This is a genomic window from Paenibacillus sp. P13VS (genome assembly GCF_015143645.1).
Taxonomy (GTDB): Bacteria; Bacillota; Bacilli; order Paenibacillales; family Paenibacillaceae; genus Paenibacillus; species Paenibacillus xylanilyticus_A.
Genome location: NZ_WYEV01000004.1, coordinates 719,225 through 739,271, shown reverse-complemented (window position 1 = coordinate 739,271; position 20,047 = coordinate 719,225). Strand labels below are relative to the sequence as shown.

The window sequence follows — 20,047 nt, the reverse complement described above, 5'->3', positions numbered from 1 at the left end:
TCCGCAGGTCGGCTATCGTAAGAAAGCGAAATTGCTTGCTCGCTTGTCGAGCCGCACTTTTCGTAGCGATGTGCAGGGCTGCCTGAATGCTTGAAGGGCTGGGACAAGCCAGTTTGCATTCCCTTGTACACATGTATCCAACTATGTGTGCAAGAAAAATGATCAAGAGAGAAGGAGAGCTTACAAACATGAACAGAAGACTCAACCTGATTTTCCTCAAACGATGGTTTATGCTGTTAATCATCGTGGCGGTTGCGGCCATGCCGTTACACGCCTTTGCCGCAGAAGCGGATTCCGGGGCGGATCGCCCTTGGATGAACAAATCCTTATCTGCGAAGGAACGCACCGAACTGCTGCTCAAGGCGATGACGCTGGAGGAGAAAGTCGGATTTGTTACTGGTAAAGTAAATAACTATTATGGTTTCTATAATGATGGATTGGAGCGGCTTGGCATTCCGGCACTACAAATGGCGGATGGACCAGCAGGGGTACGGGTTGCCAATCCGGATGTGCAGGACAAAAAGTCCACGGCACTACCTGCGCCGATCGCCCTGGCAGCATCCTGGGATACCGATCTGGCCAAACAATATGGTGATCTGATCGGACAGGAAGCCCATGATACAACACATAACGTTGTTCTTGGTCCTGGTCTGGACATTGCACGTACACCATGGGGATCACGCAACTTCGAATCCCTGGGTGAGGATCCGCTGCTGGCTTCCGGCATGGGTGCAGCATATGTCAACGGAATTCAGAGCAACCCGGTGATTGCAACGGCGAAGCACTACATCCTGAACAATCAGGAAACGGAGCGTTTCACAACGAATGCAACCGCCAGCGAGCGTGCCATTCAGGAAGTCTATGCACGTCCGTTTCAGGCTATGGTTGAAAAAGCAGATCTCGGTTCCGCCATGTGTTCATTTAACCAGGTGAACGGTACATATGCTTGTGAGAACAAAGAGATGCTGACCGATCTGCTCAAGGATCAGTTTGGCTTCGAAGGGTTCATCATGAGTGACTATGGTGCCAATTTCAGTACAGCCAAATCGGCTAACGCGGGTCTGGATCTGGAGACACCAGGGGAACCTTATGGCAAATGGGGAACGCAGCTGCTGGAAGCCGTGAACAAAGGTGAAGTCAGCGAGCAGACCATTGATGAGAAGGTTCGCCGCATTTTGCTCCAAATGTTCGAGAAAGGGCTGTTCGACAACCCTGTAACCAATACGCAAATTAATGCGAAGGCAGACGGTAAGCAGGCACGGGAAATTGCTGAGCAGAGCATGGTGCTGTTACAAAATAACAATGACGTGCTGCCGCTTTCCAAGAAAGAACTGAATTCCATTGCAGTAATTGGACCAGATGCAGACACGGCTTCTGCAGCAGGTGGAGGCAGCAGCCTCGTTAACCCGACATATACCGTGAGTCCGCTTGAAGGGATTCGTAACCGCGCAGGCAATGGCGTGGAAGTGAAATATGCAGCGGGAACAGACCCTATCTCCGCAGGAGATGCATTTAACGGTCCTTCCGCAGTACCATCCACCCTCTTATCTCCGGTAGATGCCGAGAAGAGCAGTACGGACAAAGCGGAGTATGGTCTTCATGCCGAATACTGGACCAACACGAACATGGAAGGTGACCCTTCACTGGTTCGTACAGACAATCAGGTCAACATGAATCTTGGATTTTATAACTATGAAGGGTTCAACGCCCAGTCATCCAAGCTTCCGGTTACACCAACGGAATTCAACAGTAAAATGTCCGCACGTTGGACAGGTTCCATTACAGCACCCAAAACGGGTGATTACAAATTGTCTCTGACCAGCCTGGGATCTGCAAAATTGTACGTGGATGATCAGCTGCTCGTAGAAAATCAAGGTGAAACGCTGAGCACAACGAAGAAAGCAATAACGTTAAAAGAAGGCGAATCCCACAACATTAAGATCGAATACCGTACCGACTTCCCGGTACAGTCAAGCCATGACATGGGTGCCCAAATGCGTTTCGGCTGGGAAGCACCTGAAGATGCCGTGGATGCCAAAATGCAAAAAGCAGTGGATCTGGCCAAAAAATCCGATGTGGCCGTTGTCGTGACACGTACGTATGACAGCGAAGGTTATGTGGACCGTTCCGATCTGGAACTGCCAAACAACCAGGAGCAATTGATTCGCAAGGTTGCAGCAGCAAATCCGAAGACGATTGTTGTACAAATGAGCGGCCGCGCTGTGGAAATGGATTCCTGGCAAAAAGAAGTTCCATCCATTGTTCAAGCCTGGTACGCAGGTCAGGAGCAAGGTAACGCGGTAGCTCGCGTTCTGTTCGGTGATGTGAACCCTTCTGGTAAATTGCCAGTGACGTTCCCGTCGGACGATTCGCAAACGCCGATCTCCACCGCGGAACAGTTCCCGGGTGTGAATGGCGTGGGCACATACTCTGAAGGCATCTTTGTAGGCTATAAAGGGTATGACAAAGAAGGCATGACACCAGCGTTCGCATTTGGACACGGATTGTCTTATACCGATTTTGACTACCGCAACCTGCATGTGAAAAACACTGGTAAAGGGGACGATGCTACCGTAGAAGTGTCCCTGAACCTTCGGAACACCGGTAAAGTTTCTGGTGCAGAAGTGGTACAAGTCTATGTAGGCAATCTGCCAACGAGTGTGGAAACACCGGAAAAACAACTTGCTGGCTGGGCCAAAGTCGATCTGAAGGCAGGCAAACAGCAGCGTGTTAAAATCAAACTGGATCGCAGCGCACTGTCCTATTGGGATGAAAAGTCGCATGAGTGGGTAATGCCTAAGGGTAAAGTATCTATTTATGTCGGCAGTGCATCAGATGATATCCGTCTGACAGGCAGCGTGAAGATCGGAAGTCCATCCGGTAAATAAAAGGAAGAAGCGAAGAGTCGTGGCCGAATGGCCGCGGCTTTTTTCCACACTTGGAGAGGGGGGTAAACGAGATGAACGTGCGATGGAGAGAGAAGAAAACAGGATGGATGCTCCTGCTGCTCGCCGTATGTATTGTGGCTGGTTTCAGCGCATGGTGGATGACAGACCGCAGCGAAGAAGATGCCATCCCGCCACCACCAATAGGGAAGAGCCCGGCAACAGCTGAAGCATGGCTGACAACCGGAGATCAGCAGCATCTACTGGAACCGCAGCAGCCGATTCAATGGACAAAAACATCAACGGAAGCAAACCATTCCAAAGCAGAGCACACCATCACCATTGATCCATCCCAAACGTATCAAACGATGGATGGATTTGGTGCTGCCATGACAGGCTCAGCCACCTATTTACTCGATCAGCTTCCGCAGGAACAGCGAGAACGATTACTCAAGGAGCTGTTTACGAGTGAAGGATTGAATCTGGATATGGTGCGTCATACGATTGGTACTTCTGATTACTCGGTGGATGCATCTGGTGAACCATCAAGTTATACGTATAATGATATCGAGTCTGGCACGGATTATAATATGGATCACTTCTCGATCGACAAAGATCAGGAAGTGGTAGATATGCTGAAACAGGTCGCTGTGCTGAAACCGGACATCAAGGTGTTGGGCACACCCTGGACAGCCCCGGCCTGGATGAAATATGGCGAGAAGACAATGAATGGCTGGTATCTCGATTACAACAATCCTCAAATTTATGAAGCATATGCACGTTATTTTGTAAAATACATTCAGGCTTTTCAGGCACAGGGGATATCAATCTATGGAATGACCTTGCAAAATGAACCGGAGTTCACTACCGCTAATTATCCGAGCATGAGTATGGGAGCCGAAGAACAGGCCATGTTTATTCGGGATTACCTTGGGCCTGCTATGCAGGATGCAGGACTGGACACACGAATCATCACGTATGACCATAACTGGGATCAGGCGGTAGAATACACGGGCAGTGTGCTTGGGGACGAAGCGGCTGCATCATATATCGATGGTTCGGCATTCCATTGTTATGAAGGGGATCCGTCCTCCATGACGGAAGTGCATGATCGCTTCCCGGATAAACATATTTATTTTACCGAGTGCAGCGGGGGGGAGTGGAGTTCTGATTTTGGTGAAAATTTAGGCTGGCAGATGTCCAATCTAATGATCGGTGCTCCGCGAAACTGGGCTCAAAGCGTACTGCTCTGGAATATTGCACTGGATCCGCAAGGTGGACCAACCAATGGAGGCTGTGCGAATTGCCGGGGGGTAGTGACCATTGATCCGGAAACGGGTGAAGTGACACGCAATGTTGAATATTATGCGCTGGCACATCTTAGCCGTTACGTTCGTGCAGGAGCTGTAAGAGTGGAATCTACAGAGGAACGGGACGAATTGAAGAATGTGGCCTTCTGCAACCCGGATGGAACCATGGTATTGGTTGCAGCTAACACAGGTAACGAAGATACTGTTTTCCGTGTCGTCATGGAGGAAGAGTCGTTTCAATATACACTGCCATCTCAATCCGCTGTTACGTTTCGCTGGAAGCCGGAGGACACCTAGAATAGCAGAGTTGGGTTGTTTTTCAGCAATAAACAGCATTTGATTTTACCCACTCCTTGGATTTATGCAATATAATAATCACTACATCGGAGGGGAGGAATTGAACATGATGGTTACACCATACCGGGCACTGGATCATGCCAAGCTGGTTGCCATTTGGGAACGAGCTGTACGGGCTACGCACACATTTCTGGCTGAAGAGGATATTGTCTTCTATAAAAGTGTGGTGAGTGAAGCTCTGTCAGGCATGGAAGTATGGGAAGCAGTGGACTCGGCGGGAGAACCCGTTGGTTTTATGGGGCTGGATGGCAAGCACATTGAGATGTTATTCGTGGATGTGGACCAGCATGGGCAAGGTGTCGGACGGATGCTTGTTACGCATGCCATTGACCTTAAGGGTAACGATCTCAAAGTGGATGTGAATGAACAAAACGAAGGAGCAGCCCGGTTTTATACCCGAATGGGATTTGTACAGACAGGCAGATCGGAGCTGGATGGCTCAGGGAATCCTTTTCCCATATTACATCTGGAATTAAAATAGAAGTCCCCCGTAACCAACATCTTGAGATGGATGGTCGCGGGGGATTTTTCATACGTTAGTGAGTCTCATCATCGAGAAATGGTTTGTTCACCGCATAATACATGAAGCCCATCAGCAGCACGCCTCCCACCAGATTGCCGAGGGTTACCGGAACGAGATTGTGAATGACCCCGCCAAACGAGATTGTTCCTGGATGATTCAGTACCAGCGCGATGGCGAACGTGCACATATTGGCTACGCTGTGTTCATATCCCGAGATGAAAAAACAAAAGACAAACAGCATCATGGCGAACATCTTGGCGCCATTCTCCTTCATGAACATCGGTACGAAGAACGCCAAGCACACGAGCCAGTTACATAGAATCCCCCGGAAAAAGAGCTGCATTGCCGGTGCCTCCATCTTGTGCTCCACCACACTTAGCAGAAATCCATTGACCTGAGATGAATCGAATAATCCCGTCAGATAGATTAATAGAGCAAAGACAGCTGCGCCCATCAGATTCCCGCTGTAACTGGCAATCCACAGCTTCACGACTTCGAGCCAGCGCAGCTTCTTCCTGAGTGCAGCATACGTGTAATAAAACGTATTTCCGGTAAACAGGTCACCCCCGCCATACGCAATCAGAATAATAGCCGCTCCAAACGTGAGTGCTGCCATGGGGTATGTAAATGGGGACTGCTCCATATAAAAGAAATTACCTGTTTTAAACGCCACGATCACACCAAATCCAATAAACATGCTGGCTAACATGGAACGTGAGAGGTACCTGATTAAACTTTGTTTGTAAATCTTGTGTTTCTTCAAGGCTAGTTGTTCAACGTTGCGTAAACCTTCGGTTTCCATAATTCGCCTCCCGTTTCTCGGTGTAATGCTTACATTATAACGAAAATTTGGAAGAAGTGTGGTATGAGTTTATACGACCACAGCAGCAGTTAGCTAGACCATCCATATTTAATCATGCAGATACCCAAACATACTGAATGCTATTTCACTGGAAAAGGGTACATGCAGGCGCCTAGAATTTCAGCCCGTTGTTCTGCTGTTCGTTCACGTGGGTCTAATTCTTCTGCGTAGGAACGCTCCAGTTTGGCTCTCATAAAACGTTCGGCATATTCATTGGGACGGGAGTGAAAGTCTTTGCTGTACTCAGCATAGTCATGCGCATCCCGTACCTTTTCCAGCACACTGTTCAACAGAGGACTGCCCGCGTAGAGGAGAGAGTCAGTTTCCTCGCATTCAAATTTCAGGAACATGATCGCCTTCTGCAAGGCATTGATCTCACCCTGGGTAAGGTAGACAGGCTTAACGGCATGTTCTCCCGATGCTGCAGGGGACTGATCCATATTTTCGTAAGCTTCATGTTCACCGGAAGAAGGGTCATGTTTGTTCATGGGTTATCACTTCCTTGGTTCGATTGTAATACCCGCTTCGCGGAAGAGCCGAAATCGGGATCGGATTGAAGCGATTCTAACGCCGACCTGGCACCGGAAACATGTTGATGGGCGGCAAGAACAGCAAAGGCAGCTCCCTTGATCAGGATGTAGGCATTCCCCTGCAAAACCTCCAGAGCCAATTGAATCTCGGCTTCGGTGATGGGCAGTAGGGCCAGAGTCTGCAAAGCGTAGTTTTGTACATCCTCATCTTCGTCCGGGTCACGAACAAGCTGCGCAGCAGCATGCAGGACTTCATCCAGGGGATCAGAGGAGCTTGCGATACCAAGTACACGCCAGGCTTCGATGCGCACCAGATCTTCTTCTTGAGAATTCATACCAATAGCAAGGACTTGCTGCGTGAGATGATGGTCTGTTAGCTCGGTCAAATTGCGAAGAGCCTGCTGCTTTTCTTCTCCACTGAGTGCGTCGAAATCTAGTTGTTCAAAGTTACTATAGTTTACATCAGACATAGTAGATCATTCACCTCCTGAATGAGAAGCTAGGATTGGGGCGGAAGCTGAATAGGACGGGCTGCCAGTGCTTCTTCCACGATCTGTTCGGGGGTCAGGTCTCGATCATCCCAGAAAATCAGATTACTGATCTCCGCATAGGGCAGCTGCTGCTGCAGCTCAGTCAGCATATCATCCAGTTCCGCTTCGGTTCCCTCGGCATTCATCAGCTTGCGAACCTGTTCTACCAATTGTGCATGGTCAGACATAACAAAACCTCCTGAATAATTCATATGATTAGTTATTACTCAATCCGTATAGCGAGATTGCCAAACTGCTCTCCCTTTTCCATCCGTTCGAACGCTTTCGCTGTGTCCTGTAGCGCATATACTCTATCGACTACAGGATGTATATCATGATGTTCCACCCATTGCAGCATCTGTACAAACTCTTCATGGCTTCCCATGGAAGTACCAATCAGGCTTACTTGAGGGAAGAAGATGGATCGGATCGGAAGAGTCAGATCATCTCCGGAGCTTGCGCCATACATTACGATTCGACCACCGGGTCGGATAATATTGAAATATTGGGGGAAAAGAGCTTGTCCGATGCTATCCAAAATCAGATCCACGTGGTCAAGCTTGTTTTGCTTACTCCAATCCTCATGACTGCCCAATGCTTGTACAGCTCCCAAACGAATGGCTTCATTTCGCTTCATTTCGCTCCTTGAGGTTACGGTTACCTTGGCTCCGGCGGATACTGCCATGAGAAGAGCATAGGTGGCTACACCACCTCCAATGCCGGGAATCAGAACATGTTCTCCCTGCTGAAGACCACCACGGGTGAATAATGCACGGTATGCTGTCAATGCCGATAGGGATAATACCCCTGCTTTCTCCCAAGTTAGATGAGATGGTTTGGGTAATGCATTTTCGGCAGGGATGGTAATATACTGTGCAAGTGTTCCATCCGTTGGTCCGCCTACGATCTCAGGTACAAGTGGCACATCTGCTGCACACTTCCAACCAAGAGTTGGATGAATAATGACTTCATCACCTACAGAAGGGTGTACAACGCCTTCGCCAGTTTCTACTATTATACCAGCCCCATCGGAGCCTGGAATGAGCGGAGCGTCATGGGTTGTCCGACCTGCCATGATGAAGAGGTCGCGATGGTTAAGACCGGCGGATTTTAACTCGATTTTGACTTCGCCGAGCCCCGTTGCTCGACTTGTGGATGATGTATATTGGAGCCCCCTGAGGCCACTTCGGCCTGAATGTATAATAGCTTTCATAATGTTATTCCTCCCGTTGATGTAATTAAAGGTCATGATTGAACCTCATTGTACAGTTGGGGTGGTTTCACGTAAAATGAACAGAATTGAATGTGGGTATTAATAAAAATAATAGCTAGCAAGCAGGTGATTATCGTGGATGCAGGAGATCTGAAAATATTTCGGACAGTTGCTCGAGAGGGAAGTATTAGTAAAGCGGCATTGGCACTGAATTATGTGCAGTCCAATGTTACAACGCGGATCAGGCAGCTGGAAAGTCAACTTCAAGTTTCACTTTTTCATCGCACGAACCGGGGAATGGTACTTACACCTGCTGGAGATCATTTGCTCGAGTATGCAGATAAAATACTGGATTTGTTGCATGAAGCAGAATTGTCGACTCAAACAGGAAGCAAACCGGCAGGAAAGCTTCGTTTAGGTTCCATTGAGACAGCGGCCTCCAGCTTCCTTGCTCCATTCCTGGCTAAATACCATTCCTGTTATCCAGAAGTACAGACTTCACTTGTCACAGGAGGGACTCATGAGCTGAATCAGAGGGTCATGCAGCATGATCTGCAAGGAGCCTTAGTCTATGGGCCAGTCGAGCATCCTGAACTAAACTATATTAAGGTGTTTGATGAAGAACTGGTTATGATTGCGGAACCCGGCTTGCATCAAATGGCAGAAGTTTTAGATAAACCGATGTTGTTCTTTGAGATTGGGTGTACGCACAGAACTCAAGCTGAAGCTTTTCTACATAGCCGTGGGGTCCATACGCTCAATGTAATGGAATTTGGAACACTGAACACGATTCTAAGTGGTGTATCTGCAGGCATAGGGGTATCATTACTCCCGCGTTCTTCGGTTGTCCAAGCCGAATTAAGAGGAGAAGTTTCAGTGATATCTTTGCCAGAGCCATACTGCAGGTTGGAAGTGGGACTTGTACATGCCCGAAGTGAATATCTATCGGCTGCATTACGAGGCTTGCTGGAGATGATGGCAATCAGGAATAACGAAGGCTAAAAAATTCTATTTCAGGAAACTCCACCGGGATTGAACACCTGAACCCGTTCCCGATTGGCGGTTTTGGAGAAGGAAGCATTGCTGTTCAGGAACGGAATTCGGGTAAAGTTCTGATGCTTATCCACGACTAGGTGACAGATTGCTCTTGAATGTATTTGCGATATAAGGCAGGCGTGATCTCTTCGAATTTTTTGAAAATTTTGATAAAGTACCCGGATTCGTTAAACCCCAGCTCATCACTGATCTGTGAGATCGGCATGTCGGTAACCTCCAGCAATTGCTTGGCCCATTTGATTTTGAGCTTGGCCAGATAGGTTGTGAAATTCTCCCCCGTCTCCTTGGCGAACAGTCTACTGAAATAGCTTGGACTAAGGTGGCATAGATCTGCCATATGTTTCAGTGTCACCTGCTCGCTCTTGTGACTGTGAATATATTCAAAAGCAGGCTGCAACGCAGGGCTGGTACATGCATTATCGCTTGGACTGTTTTTGAGATAGGCATCGGCAATCGCATTGGTCATTTCCTTTTTGATGGATTCAATATTGCGAATGGAGTACCCGGGCAAAATTGTGGATAGATTAACGGATTCCTGGGAGCCGGAAGCCTTCTCGAACATCTCCACCAGCAAATTTTTATTGAGAGCTTCCTCTACAATATAGTTGCACAGCAGGGACAGCATGTTGGAGATTTTTACAATCTCTTCATAGGTCATAACAGGCAGCTGATCATAATTATCCTGCAGTTCCTGCAGCTTCGCTTCATGCATGGGCACATTTTTGGAAGAGACGATCTGTTCCAGATGGGTGCCTTTGTCCGGATCTGCAAGTTTAACTTGCCCTGCCATTACGGCTCCAATGTATTTGCCATCGATGGTGATGGGAATGGCGATATCAATAATATTGAAATGACACAAGTATACATAAGGTTCATTCAACCGAACTGCTTCCAGCCCGCCGCGCGAATCGCACTTTTGGCAGTAGGGAAGAAGCTCGGGATCTTTGCGTACATTTTGGCAGAAGGCTTGGCAGCTGCTGTGGCTGGTCACCGGGATGCCCTTGTAGTCAACGGTCAGGATAGCCAGTTTGGTTACATTCGCCAGTGAATCCTGTAGGCGCTTCCATTTATTTAGATCGAGGATTTTATTAATGTGCAAGTATTCTTTAATCATTGTGTGAACCTCCATAGCTAACCTGATTAACGGCCCTTAAGCGCTAAAAAGTTAGCAAGTTGTACATATTAGAATAGGATGCAAACGGGTAATGTAAGATGATGTCAACATTCAACCATCCAATGACAATAACATACCATGAATTCAGAAAAAAGCAAAAAATTACGATTGGAAGTTATAATTATTTGTTATTAAAGTCCAATGTGTCTCTCGTATTCATGAGATATATTTAGGTTAATAGTGAACCATTCAAATTTGATGTATAAACACGACACCTTATTAACTATCTTTAGGAGGCATACCATTATGAGAAAAGCATTTATCAGCCCAACCAAATATGTGCAAGGCGAAGATGAACTGTTGAACCTTGGTTACTTTGTGAAATCCTTCGGAGATTCCGCGTTGTTGATTGCACATCCGGATGATGTACAGCGTGTAAAGGCAAAGCTTGATGCAACAGCAGAAAAGTTCAATATCACCTTTGTTGAAAGCGGTTTTAGAGGGGAGTGCTCCCGTCAGGAAGTGGCTCGTCTGCAGGAAATTGCGAAGGAAAAAGGATGCACCTGCACCATCGGTCTTGGAGGCGGTAAAGCCATTGATGCAGCCAAATGCGTAGCGGAAGGCGAAGCGTTGATCATTTGCCCAACGATTGCTGCAACCGATGCACCAACAAGTCACTCGGCAGTATTGTATACACCAGAAGGATCTTTTGATGACTACGCATATTTTAAACAAAGTCCAAGCGTTGTGCTGGTGGATACAACTGTAATTGCTAACGCGCCAACACGCTTCCTGGTATCCGGTATGGGAGACGCACTCTCTACGTACTTCGAAGCAAGAGCAACAGCAAAATCGTATTCCCGTGTAAACGCAAGTCTGCCAATGGGATCCCGCGAAGGATATACTCCGTCTGCTGTAGGTACGAATGCAGCACTGGCGCTGGCTAAATTGTGCTATGAAATGCTGTTGACTGACGGAGCAAAAGCAAAAGTAGCCAGTGACAGCAACGTTGTAACGCAAGCGCTGGAAAATATCGTTGAGACCAACATTCTGCTGTCGGGTCTTGGATTCGAAAGTGGCGGTCTGGCCGCTGCACATGCCATCCACAACGGATTGACGGTTCTGGAGGGTACACATCACTTCTTCCATGGTGAAAAAGTATCCTTCGGTACGATTGCACAGCTCGTCCTTGAAAATGCACCAACCGAAGAGCTGCATGAAGTTATGGACTTCTGCCTCGAGGTGGGACTGCCTGTAAGCTTGGCGGATATCGGTGTAGATACCATTACTCAAGAAGAGCTGCTGAAAGTGGCAGAGATCGCATGTATTCCGGAAGAATCCATTCACGCTATGCCATTCCCGATCACTGTTCCTGAAGTGGCTGCTGCCATTGCAGCGGCGGACCGTATGGGCCGGGAATACAAAGCTCGCCAGGAGGCAAAGTAATGAAGAAAATAATCAATCAGGCTGAAAATGTCGTGATGGAAATGTGCAACGGGATTGCGCTGGCGCACCCCGAGCTTGAATTTTTGAAAAAGTATAAGGTCATCAAACGCAGAGAGATTAATACGGACAAAGTTAGCCTCATCAGCGGCGGCGGCAGTGGCCATGAACCGGCTCACGCTGGCTATGTGGGGAAAGGTATGCTGGATGCTGCGGTATGTGGAGATGTATTCGCATCTCCTTCCCAGATTCAGGTGTACCAGGCAATTAAGGCAACGGCCAGCAGCAAGGGCACACTCTTGATCATCAAGAACTACAGCGGTGACATGATGAATTTCAAGAATGCTGCACATCTGGCGGAGGAAGATGGTATCGATGTACAGTATGTGCGTGTTGAAGATGACATTGCTGTACAGGATAGTCTCTACACTGTAGGACGCCGCGGCGTAGCCGGAACAGTTCTGGTCCATAAGATTGCCGGAGCTGCAGCTGAAGAAGGGCGCAGTCTGGCAGAAGTGAAGCTGGTTGCCGAGAAGGCAGCCCAGAACGTACGCAGTATTGGTTTTGGATTCACGTCCTGCACCGTACCTGCCAAAGGGACACCAACGTTTGAAATTGCGGACGATGAAATGGAGTTCGGCGTTGGTATTCATGGTGAACCTGGTATTCGTCGTGAGAAAATTGTGTCTGCTGATGAGCTGGCAGGCGGGATGGTTGAAGCCCTGCTCACGGACATGAAGCTGGATGGTGATGCATCCGCGGAGATTGCCGTGCTCGTGAACGGATTTGGTGCAACACCTTTGCAGGAACTGTACCTGCTTAACAACTCTGTTCAGCGCGAGCTGGCAGGCCGTTCGGGTCTGCAAGTAGCCACCACCTTTGTAGGCAATTATATGACCAGCATCGATATGGCTGGCGCATCGCTGACGATCCTGAAGCTGGATGATGAGCTCAAGTCATTGTTATTTAAGGAAAGTGATACACCTGCATTCAAGGTTTCCGGTCCTCCGGCTGCACAAGTAGCCTACTCCGAAGCACTTGAAGCAGTTGTAGGTGAAGATGCTCCGGTTTCCTATGAAGTGGAGACACCTGCATCTGCTGCAGTTATTAACAACAATCAATTCTCCCTGGACAATATCGTGTATCTGATCGATAAGATGGGTGAGATCATCATCAAGAACGAAGTACCGTTCTGTGAGCTCGATTCGCATGCGGGAGATGGCGACTTCGGAATGAGCGTGGCGAAGGGCTTCCGTCAGCTGAAACGCGAATGGAATCATATCATCAGCGAGGAGAAGAAGGATATCGGTTCGTTCCTGGATGCATGCTCGCTCGTTATTATGGAATATTGCGGCGGGGCATCCGGTCCAATCTGGGGCTCGGCATTCCGCGCTGCCGGCAAGGAAGTAGGAGACAAACAGCAGCTGAATGTATCCGAGTTTGCCGAAATGATGCAAGCAGCCGTGCAAGGCATTCAATCCACAGGTGAGCGGTCTTTCGGACGCGGCGCAGTTGTGGGTGACAAAACGCTGATTGATGCACTCGTACCTTGTGCTGATTCTTGGACACAAAGTGCAACTGCCGGAGATGACTTCAAAACGGCGTTTGCCAAAGGGGCACAAGCGGCAGTTGAAGGTGCGAAGAAAACCGAAGACATCGTGGCACGCATGGGCCGCGCAGGTACGGTCGGAGATCGCAGTCTGGGGTATCCGGATGCCGGTGCATACGCACTGGGAGTTATTTTCACAGAGCTCTCCGAGTCAATGAAGTAGAGAAGTCGGTTAAAGACATCGTTTATAGCAAAAAAAGATTGTGGAAGCTAGTGTATTAGCAAGAATAAGCAGCAAGCGACACAGGTAACGGCGCCGGATGTCCGGCGTCTTTATGTGTGCCTTTTTTAACCATACTTAAGTCTATTTTTACATGTGTATTGTTACATTATCCAAGCATCACAAGAGTAAGGTCCGTTCATACATTCATAGGATTAACATTTCATAGCGATAAAGGAGTTATTATGAGAGCAGTCACATCATTCTTGAAAAAACCGCAGGGGTTGCTGGTTTTATCACTTGTTCTGGTCATTTTCAGCAGCTTGTTCGCCGGGATGTTCAACACATCCTTTTATTCCGTTAAAGTCAAAGAAATCAAATTCGAAGCAGATCACGGTACCTTGTCAGGCCTGCTATACATGCCAAAAGGCGCGGGTGCGGATGACAAACGGCCTGTCATTATCACGACTCATGGGTATCTGAATACCAAGGAAATGCAGGATGCCCCTGCAATTGAAATGTCGAGACGCGGTTATATTGTGCTCGCACTGGACATGTACGATCATGGGGATTCACGTTGGAGCGGAGATATTCCGGTCAAGGATCTGTTCAGTACCTTCTGGATCTATTCCCAGTATGACGCAGCAAAGTATATCTATGAACAGGATTTCACCAAAAAAGATGATCAAGGCAACGCCTATGTATCTGTCAGCGGCCATTCCATGGGTGGTTTCTCTACTTTGTTATCCATGTATATGGATGAGATGAATGCATTGCAAACAGGTTACCGGATGATTCATGCCGGAATCTCGGTTGGTTCTGACTATTCTTATGCAGCAGCGGTCGCACCACAGGATCAGCTCCAAGCTGCTTACGGCAGCCGGACAGTGGGCATGATTGCCGGACAATATGACGAGTTTTTCTTCAACAAATCGGATGAAGAGAAAACGGCTGAGGAAAAAGAAGTTCAAGGCACAGTCACACGCAAGGACTTCGCAGCAACAGCTTCTGGTAAAGCCTTCCTGGGACTCGCGCCTGATGCTGCAAGAGGAGAGACAGGCAAGTTTATCCCGGTGGAGTCGGGTGATTTGACTGTAGAAGGTACAGTCGTACGTCCATCCCAAACAGGTGAACATATCATGTTTACACCGAATCAGACCCACCCATGGAATCATTTCTCGGGAACGACAACCGGACATTTGATCGACTTCTATGCGCATGCATTCGAAGGTGTAACTTCACCGAATCAAACCCATGTCGATCTGGATTCCGGCAATCAGATCTGGTGGGCGAAGGAGGCCTTCAACTTTGTAGCCCTGATCGGTTTCTTCCTGATGATTGTTCCGCTGGTAACGCTACTGCTCAGACTGCCATTCCTGCGCAATGCGATCAGCGGTGAAATTGCGACAGTATCGGCTGCGGTTGGGGGCATGCAGAAAACAATCTATTGGATTGCAATTGTTTTCAGTACTCTAATTCCGGCAATTCTGTTCCCGACTCTGATGGACAAAGAAGCAAACGGATTGAATGTGCTCCGCATCATTGCCCTGGTCCTGTTGTTTGCAAGCGTGCTGGGGGCAGTGATTGGATTCATCCTGGCTAGCAGCAAGAAAACCGACTATCAGGCCAGCAGGCGAATGAAGAATATCGCTGTAGGCAGCGTGCTTCTCGCTATTGTATCTCTTGTCATGTGGCTTGTATTCAATTACGCCGATCAGATTGTGGTTACAAGCACGTATTTCAATGAACCGACAACGAACCAAATTGTTTACTGGGCTCTGGTATCTGCGCTAATTATGATTGTAGTGACGTTTGCCTTCCATTACTTCTCCAAAAAGGATGCAGGGACTCGTTTCAGCGATTATGGCATTAGCCTGAATGTGGTCACGATTATTGCCAGTCTAGTCACTGCGGTTCTTGCGGTCGTGATTGGCTATGCACTACTGTTTGCAGTGCAGGCGATCTTTGGAACGGATTTCCGGATCTGGACGTTTGCAGTACGGACATTCGAGAGCGAGCATTTCATTACAGCTTTGCGCTATGCACCGTTTTTCCTTATATACTTCTTCGTAAGTACAGTAGCGCTCAATGCCAATACACGCGGCAAACGAGGAGGCATGTTCCTGTCCATCGTCTTGAACGTTGGCGGACTGGTCCTCTGGATGGCTCTTCAATATGGTTTGGATTTCACCACGGGTGTAGCCATGTACCCTGGGCAAGCGTTGAATGCCATTCTGCTGTTTGCGCTGATTCCGTGCCTGGTGATTGCAGCCGTGTACGCACGCAAATTGTTTGAAAAAACCAATAATGTTTGGGTTGCTGCTCTGGTAAATACGCTTCTGTTTACGATGATTACGGTAGCCAATACAGCTCTTTTCTGGAATCTGGTTTAATTCAATCGAATGAAGGTTTGGATTTATATCCAAAATATTGTTAAATGTAAGTAAGAAAGACCACTCTGTAGCTTGGTTACAGAGTGGTCTTTTTGGTTTAAGAAGCTATAGCGGCAGGGCAGAAATTTGGTGTCTTAATACCAAATAGTGTAATCTGTAGAACAGATACGTAAGGAATGTGCATGGATCAGCACTTAAATTGAACGAGAAGGGATCAGGATTAGTTAATGACACAAAAGTTATATTACGACTCCGCATACACGCGGGATTGGCATACACAAATTACGGGTAGAGTGGACAAGGAAGACGGTACATATATCACACTCGCAGAGACGGCATTTTATCCGCACGGAGGTGGACAACCCTGTGACCTCGGTAGAATCGGAGGTGTCGCTGTACTTGATGTGAACATCGAGAATGGTGAGGTATGGCATAAGGTCGAGCGGGCGCCTGAGCAGAAGGAGGTTCACTGTGAAATTGACTGGGAGCGCAGATTCGATCACATGCAGCATCACACGGGGCAGCATCTGTTGTCAGCCATCACGCTGAAGCTGGCTGATGCGATGACGCTCAGTTTCCATCTCGGGACCGAATATGCAACGATTGATGTAGCCGCTGCAGAATTGGGAGCGGATCAATTGACAGCCATTGAGCAAGAAGTGAACCGCCAGATTTACCGCAATGCTCGCATTAGCAGCTCCTGGGTTACTGCGGAGGAAGCAGCGCGTCTGCCACTCGTGAAGCAGCCTACTGTGACAGAGGACATTCGTATTGTCGAGATGGAGGGTGTGGAATACAACGCATGCGGCGGCACGCATGTGGCGGCAACAGGCGAGATCGGCATCCTTAAGCTGCTGAAAACGGAGAAGGTTAAAGGTGGCACACGCATCTATTTCAAATGTGGATTCCGAGCATTAAACGAATTCACGGCAGCACAACAGGTGTTAAACGGAATTTCGGTGAAATTAAAAACCAGCAGGGAAGAGCTGCTTGACCGTATCGATAAAATGGAAACAGACCAAAAACAGCTTCTGTCCGAGCTGAGTACAGTCAAGTCGACCAATGATACGTATTATGCTCAGGAACTCCTATCTGCACGGGAAGGTTTAGTTATTGCCCAGGTATTCGAGGACAAATCCCTCAAGGACATGCAGAGCCTGGCGACCAAGCTGACGGAAGATCATGAGGGCATCGTGCTCTTTGCCAGCATCTCGGAGGCCAAGGTTGTTCTGGCTCAGAACGGGCAGCCGCCGGAGTGGTCTTGCGGTCCATTCTTCAAGGGCAATCTCGGAGCCTACCAGGGCAAAGGCGGGGGCAGTGACAGAATGGCTCAGGCGGGCTTTGCCAGCAGTGAAGATGCATTAGCCTTTTATGAATTTACCAAGGACCAGCTGGGACATCACTAAGATGAATTGTGGCTTCGGGACGAAGCGATATCTATAATAAGCAGCACGTCACAAATTGTGGCGTGCTTTTGCGCATCGGGGATATTCTTAGCTTCAGGGTCTATTAGAACCTATGATTTTCCTGTAATATACTCGGGGGTATATCGATCAGACGGCAAGGAGGTCCTTAGGAATGACAGAACGCATTCCGTGTATCCGTGAAGGATGCACCAATACGATTTTACCGGCAACCGCGGCCAAGACAGGTGGGTACTGCATGCCCTGCAAGCAGGAGATGGAGCGGGAGGAACATCGGAAATACATTGAAGCGAATCGACGGGACGTGAATTTGTATGAGGGAGTACATGATCCGGTGGAGATTCTGAAAATCATGCATACAACTCATGTACGCGATCCATTAATTCACTATGTGCCGTATGAACGCTCTCAAGAGCAAGTCTACCTGTCACTGTCTGCGGAGCAGCAGGAAGCGATGGCAGACTATGCGATGGAGTTGATTCGTACCGATGATGTTGATACCGGCAAAGACATTCTGCTGTACCTGGTCTGTTACCATGATATCTCGCTCGCTGCACAGATTCCCGAGTTGTTGGAGCAGGAGATCTACTACCCTGCGCTCCTGTATAAAAGTGCTTCAGCGAAAGTGCGGGATCAGTTCTTGCAGCAGGTGCACACCGATGACGAGAATCGTAACCATATCCTGATTATGTTAGCCTATATCGGCGATGAGGTAGTCGTGGAGCAGTTCTGGCAGTGGAAGCAGTCTCCGCCGGCCTGGGCAGATCCGTTATATGTGAGACCAGAACAATACACCTTAGAAGCCGGGTGGGAACTCACCAAGGACGGGAAGCGAAGAGAATTGTTCATCAGCCCAAGTTATTCATTATATAAAGGTGATGCAAAGGATGGAACGATTGCGCCTTCAAGCGGCGTACCCATTCAAATGCTTCAAACAAGTACCGGCAGCTGTCCATGGTGTGGAACCGCTTTAACCACTTTGGTTGCTCTGGATGTTAGACATCCGGCCTTGCAAACTGTTTCCTGGCAAGCTGAAAAGCTACAGATTCAAACTTGTATCAACTGCAGCTGCTACGGTGTGGTGTATATGGAGACTAGCTCAAAAGGGGAGCCCTTCTGGAGTACCCACAATGTCATTCCAGTAGGAATGGATGATATTGATCCGGAAAACTCGTTTGAACCTGCTCCGGATGCTGGTGATTCATTCTACATTTCGACAGAACCACGTCAAGCTTTCCATGGCAGTGAGTGGGCCATGGAACCGTCACTATCCCAGATTGGCGGTCATCCTGGATGGGTTCAGGATGCAGCGTATCCGGTCTGTCCCTGCTGCACCACAACCATGAAGGCGGTTGGGCAGGTAGACTGGGCACAGATTGAGGAGTATGGCGAGGGTATGTATTATATGTTTCTATGTGAGCCGTGTCAGATGACTGCGGTGACGTATCAGCAATCTTAACTAGATTGCCGAATGATCGGACTTATAAGTATTGAATTTTTAGATGAGTAGGAAGCAGAATAGGTTCCAAGTAGTATTATGTTTTGGATATAATTAGGGAAAAGTGGACTATGCAAATACATCGTGAGTAGCTACCTACTCACGGTGTGCCTCATTTATAATAATATTTCATACTACGGGTGGCCGAATTCTTGTGGCATTGTAGTGGAGGATGAAAGCTTCGTTTAACAACGGAAACTTATTATATGAGGTACGCTATGACTACTATGAAAGTAACACCAGAGCAACTTCTTGCTGTATCCAGACAGTTCGAAGCTGCTCAGAACCAGATTTATCAGATGAATAACAACCTGAAACAACGGATATTTGAGATTGAGAGAGTATGGGATGGGAGTACAAAAGAAAACTTTTATGCTGATTTTACTCATGCACAATATAGCTTTCGACAACAAAGTTGTTTTCAAGAATAATAGATATAGAGGGACTGCGAGTACAGGAATGAATATTGAGTTTGTTGTAAAAAATGGGAAAATCACGTCAGCATATCCGTTGTATTAAGAGAATGGAGATAACTATATGATTAAATATTTGTATACCACTGAATATAATGAAGATTTTAATGAGGTTATTTTGGATTTCGGTATAGATACATCATTAAAGAATGGTTATCTGATTAGTAATTCACTAGGTTCGGATATTTTTGGGGATTTTCCTACTGTAAAGGATGAAATTGAAAAATTACTCGAATTATTAAAAGGAAGGGTAACTTTATACGAAGGTGGGGGGAATGTAAACATAATAAAATCAGATGAACGTTTTACAACTATTGAAGACATTTTTGCCGAAGATGATGAAGAGGACAGTACATGTAAAATTGAGACTTTAGAATATACAAAGATTATACTGCTATGGGCAAAGGAAAATTATCAGTATAAGTGCAAACAAGGCGTTATGTTAAGAGAAGATGCAGAATCAGCAGTAGAATGGATAAATAAAAGATGCAATGAGGTGTATGAACTAGAGAAGTCGATAGAGCTGTGAAGCATTTTATGTGTAAACTCTCTACAGTCTCAACAACAAGGATTATAACACCCCCAATGAAGCCACAATATCACTAAACGCTTGTTTCGTAGTTTTTTTAATATGAATGTGGGGAACGTCGTTATATAAACCAGGCCG

Annotated in this window: 17 protein-coding genes; 11 read left to right on the top strand and 6 right to left on the bottom strand. The window is 47.5% G+C overall.

What is annotated here, in order from left to right:
* Positions 1–188 precede the first annotated feature (188 nt).
* From GUA98_RS13080 to GUA98_RS13070, 3 genes are all read left to right on the top strand, one after another.
* Entirely contained in the window at positions 189–2,888 is a 2,700-nt protein-coding gene (locus tag GUA98_RS13080; RefSeq protein ID WP_193723282.1) for a beta-glucosidase, read from the top strand.
* 71 nt (positions 2,889–2,959) lie between these two features.
* On the top strand, positions 2,960–4,492 hold the full coding sequence (locus GUA98_RS13075) for a glycoside hydrolase family 30 protein (RefSeq protein ID WP_193723281.1): 1,533 nt from the start codon (positions 2,960–2,962) through the stop codon (positions 4,490–4,492).
* Positions 4,493–4,592: 100 nt separating this feature from the next.
* A complete protein-coding gene (locus GUA98_RS13070; protein WP_415753025.1) occupies positions 4,593–5,033 on the top strand; it encodes an acetyltransferase in 441 nt (146 codons plus the stop codon).
* 55 nt (positions 5,034–5,088) lie between these two features.
* Here the strand turns inward: GUA98_RS13070 and GUA98_RS13065 are convergent, their stop codons facing one another.
* The 5 genes from GUA98_RS13065 to GUA98_RS13045 form a co-directional block, all read right to left on the bottom strand.
* Positions 5,089–5,877 (bottom strand): formate/nitrite transporter family protein, encoded by a 789-nt coding sequence (locus tag GUA98_RS13065; RefSeq protein WP_095288637.1) that lies wholly within the window; start codon positions 5,875–5,877, stop codon positions 5,089–5,091.
* A gap of 140 nt (positions 5,878–6,017) precedes the next feature.
* Positions 6,018–6,425 (bottom strand): hypothetical protein, encoded by a 408-nt coding sequence (locus GUA98_RS13060; protein WP_153977021.1) that lies wholly within the window; start codon positions 6,423–6,425, stop codon positions 6,018–6,020.
* Positions 6,422–6,937 carry a hypothetical protein gene (locus GUA98_RS13055; RefSeq protein WP_193723279.1) on the bottom strand — a complete coding sequence of 172 codons (516 nt, stop codon included), beginning with the start codon at positions 6,935–6,937 and terminating at the stop codon, positions 6,422–6,424. Before GUA98_RS13055 ends, GUA98_RS13060 begins: the two co-directional genes overlap by 4 nt.
* A 29-nt stretch (positions 6,938–6,966) precedes the next feature.
* Entirely contained in the window at positions 6,967–7,185 is a 219-nt protein-coding gene (locus GUA98_RS13050; RefSeq protein ID WP_227779603.1) for a hypothetical protein, read from the bottom strand.
* A gap of 35 nt (positions 7,186–7,220) precedes the next feature.
* Positions 7,221–8,210: a zinc-binding dehydrogenase gene (locus tag GUA98_RS13045; RefSeq protein ID WP_193723277.1), complete on the bottom strand. Its 990-nt coding sequence runs from the start codon at positions 8,208–8,210 to the stop codon at positions 7,221–7,223.
* 90 nt (positions 8,211–8,300) lie between these two features.
* Here GUA98_RS13045 and GUA98_RS13040 point away from each other — a divergent pair, with 90 nt between their 5' ends.
* Positions 8,301–9,212: a LysR family transcriptional regulator gene (locus GUA98_RS13040; protein WP_227779602.1), complete on the top strand. Its 912-nt coding sequence runs from the start codon at positions 8,301–8,303 to the stop codon at positions 9,210–9,212.
* 127 nt (positions 9,213–9,339) lie between these two features.
* Here GUA98_RS13040 and GUA98_RS13035 read toward each other — a convergent pair whose 3' ends face one another.
* Positions 9,340–10,380 (bottom strand): PocR ligand-binding domain-containing protein, encoded by a 1,041-nt coding sequence (locus GUA98_RS13035; RefSeq protein WP_193723275.1) that lies wholly within the window; start codon positions 10,378–10,380, stop codon positions 9,340–9,342.
* A gap of 306 nt (positions 10,381–10,686) precedes the next feature.
* Here GUA98_RS13035 and GUA98_RS13030 point away from each other — a divergent pair, with 306 nt between their 5' ends.
* The 7 genes from GUA98_RS13030 to GUA98_RS13000 all read left to right on the top strand — a co-directional run bounded on the left by GUA98_RS13030 (position 10,687) and on the right by GUA98_RS13000 (position 19,909).
* Positions 10,687–11,826 carry a glycerol dehydrogenase gene (locus tag GUA98_RS13030; protein ID WP_193723274.1) on the top strand — a complete coding sequence of 380 codons (1,140 nt, stop codon included), beginning with the start codon at positions 10,687–10,689 and terminating at the stop codon, positions 11,824–11,826.
* Complete coding sequence (dhaK, locus tag GUA98_RS13025; RefSeq protein ID WP_193723273.1) at positions 11,826–13,595, top strand: dihydroxyacetone kinase subunit DhaK; 1,770 nt, start codon at positions 11,826–11,828, stop codon at positions 13,593–13,595. The genes GUA98_RS13030 and dhaK overlap by 1 nt, the downstream gene beginning before the upstream one ends.
* A gap of 263 nt (positions 13,596–13,858) precedes the next feature.
* On the top strand, positions 13,859–15,985 hold the full coding sequence (locus tag GUA98_RS13020) for an alpha/beta hydrolase family protein (RefSeq protein ID WP_227779601.1): 2,127 nt from the start codon (positions 13,859–13,861) through the stop codon (positions 15,983–15,985).
* Positions 15,986–16,212: 227 nt separating this feature from the next.
* Positions 16,213–17,391: an alanyl-tRNA editing protein gene (locus GUA98_RS13015; RefSeq protein WP_193723271.1), complete on the top strand. Its 1,179-nt coding sequence runs from the start codon at positions 16,213–16,215 to the stop codon at positions 17,389–17,391.
* Between the two features lie 172 nt (positions 17,392–17,563).
* The gene (locus GUA98_RS13010) at positions 17,564–18,868 is read left to right on the top strand and encodes a DUF1963 domain-containing protein (protein WP_153977032.1); all 1,305 of its coding nucleotides are present in this window, start codon (positions 17,564–17,566) and stop codon (positions 18,866–18,868) included.
* 257 nt (positions 18,869–19,125) lie between these two features.
* Positions 19,126–19,338, top strand: coding sequence for a WXG100 family type VII secretion target (locus GUA98_RS13005; RefSeq protein ID WP_193723270.1), 213 nt, complete (start codon positions 19,126–19,128; stop codon positions 19,336–19,338).
* 106 nt (positions 19,339–19,444) lie between these two features.
* Positions 19,445–19,909, top strand: a complete 465-nt coding sequence (locus GUA98_RS13000; RefSeq protein ID WP_153977035.1) for a hypothetical protein — start codon at positions 19,445–19,447, stop codon at positions 19,907–19,909.
* Positions 19,910–20,047 lie beyond the last annotated feature (138 nt).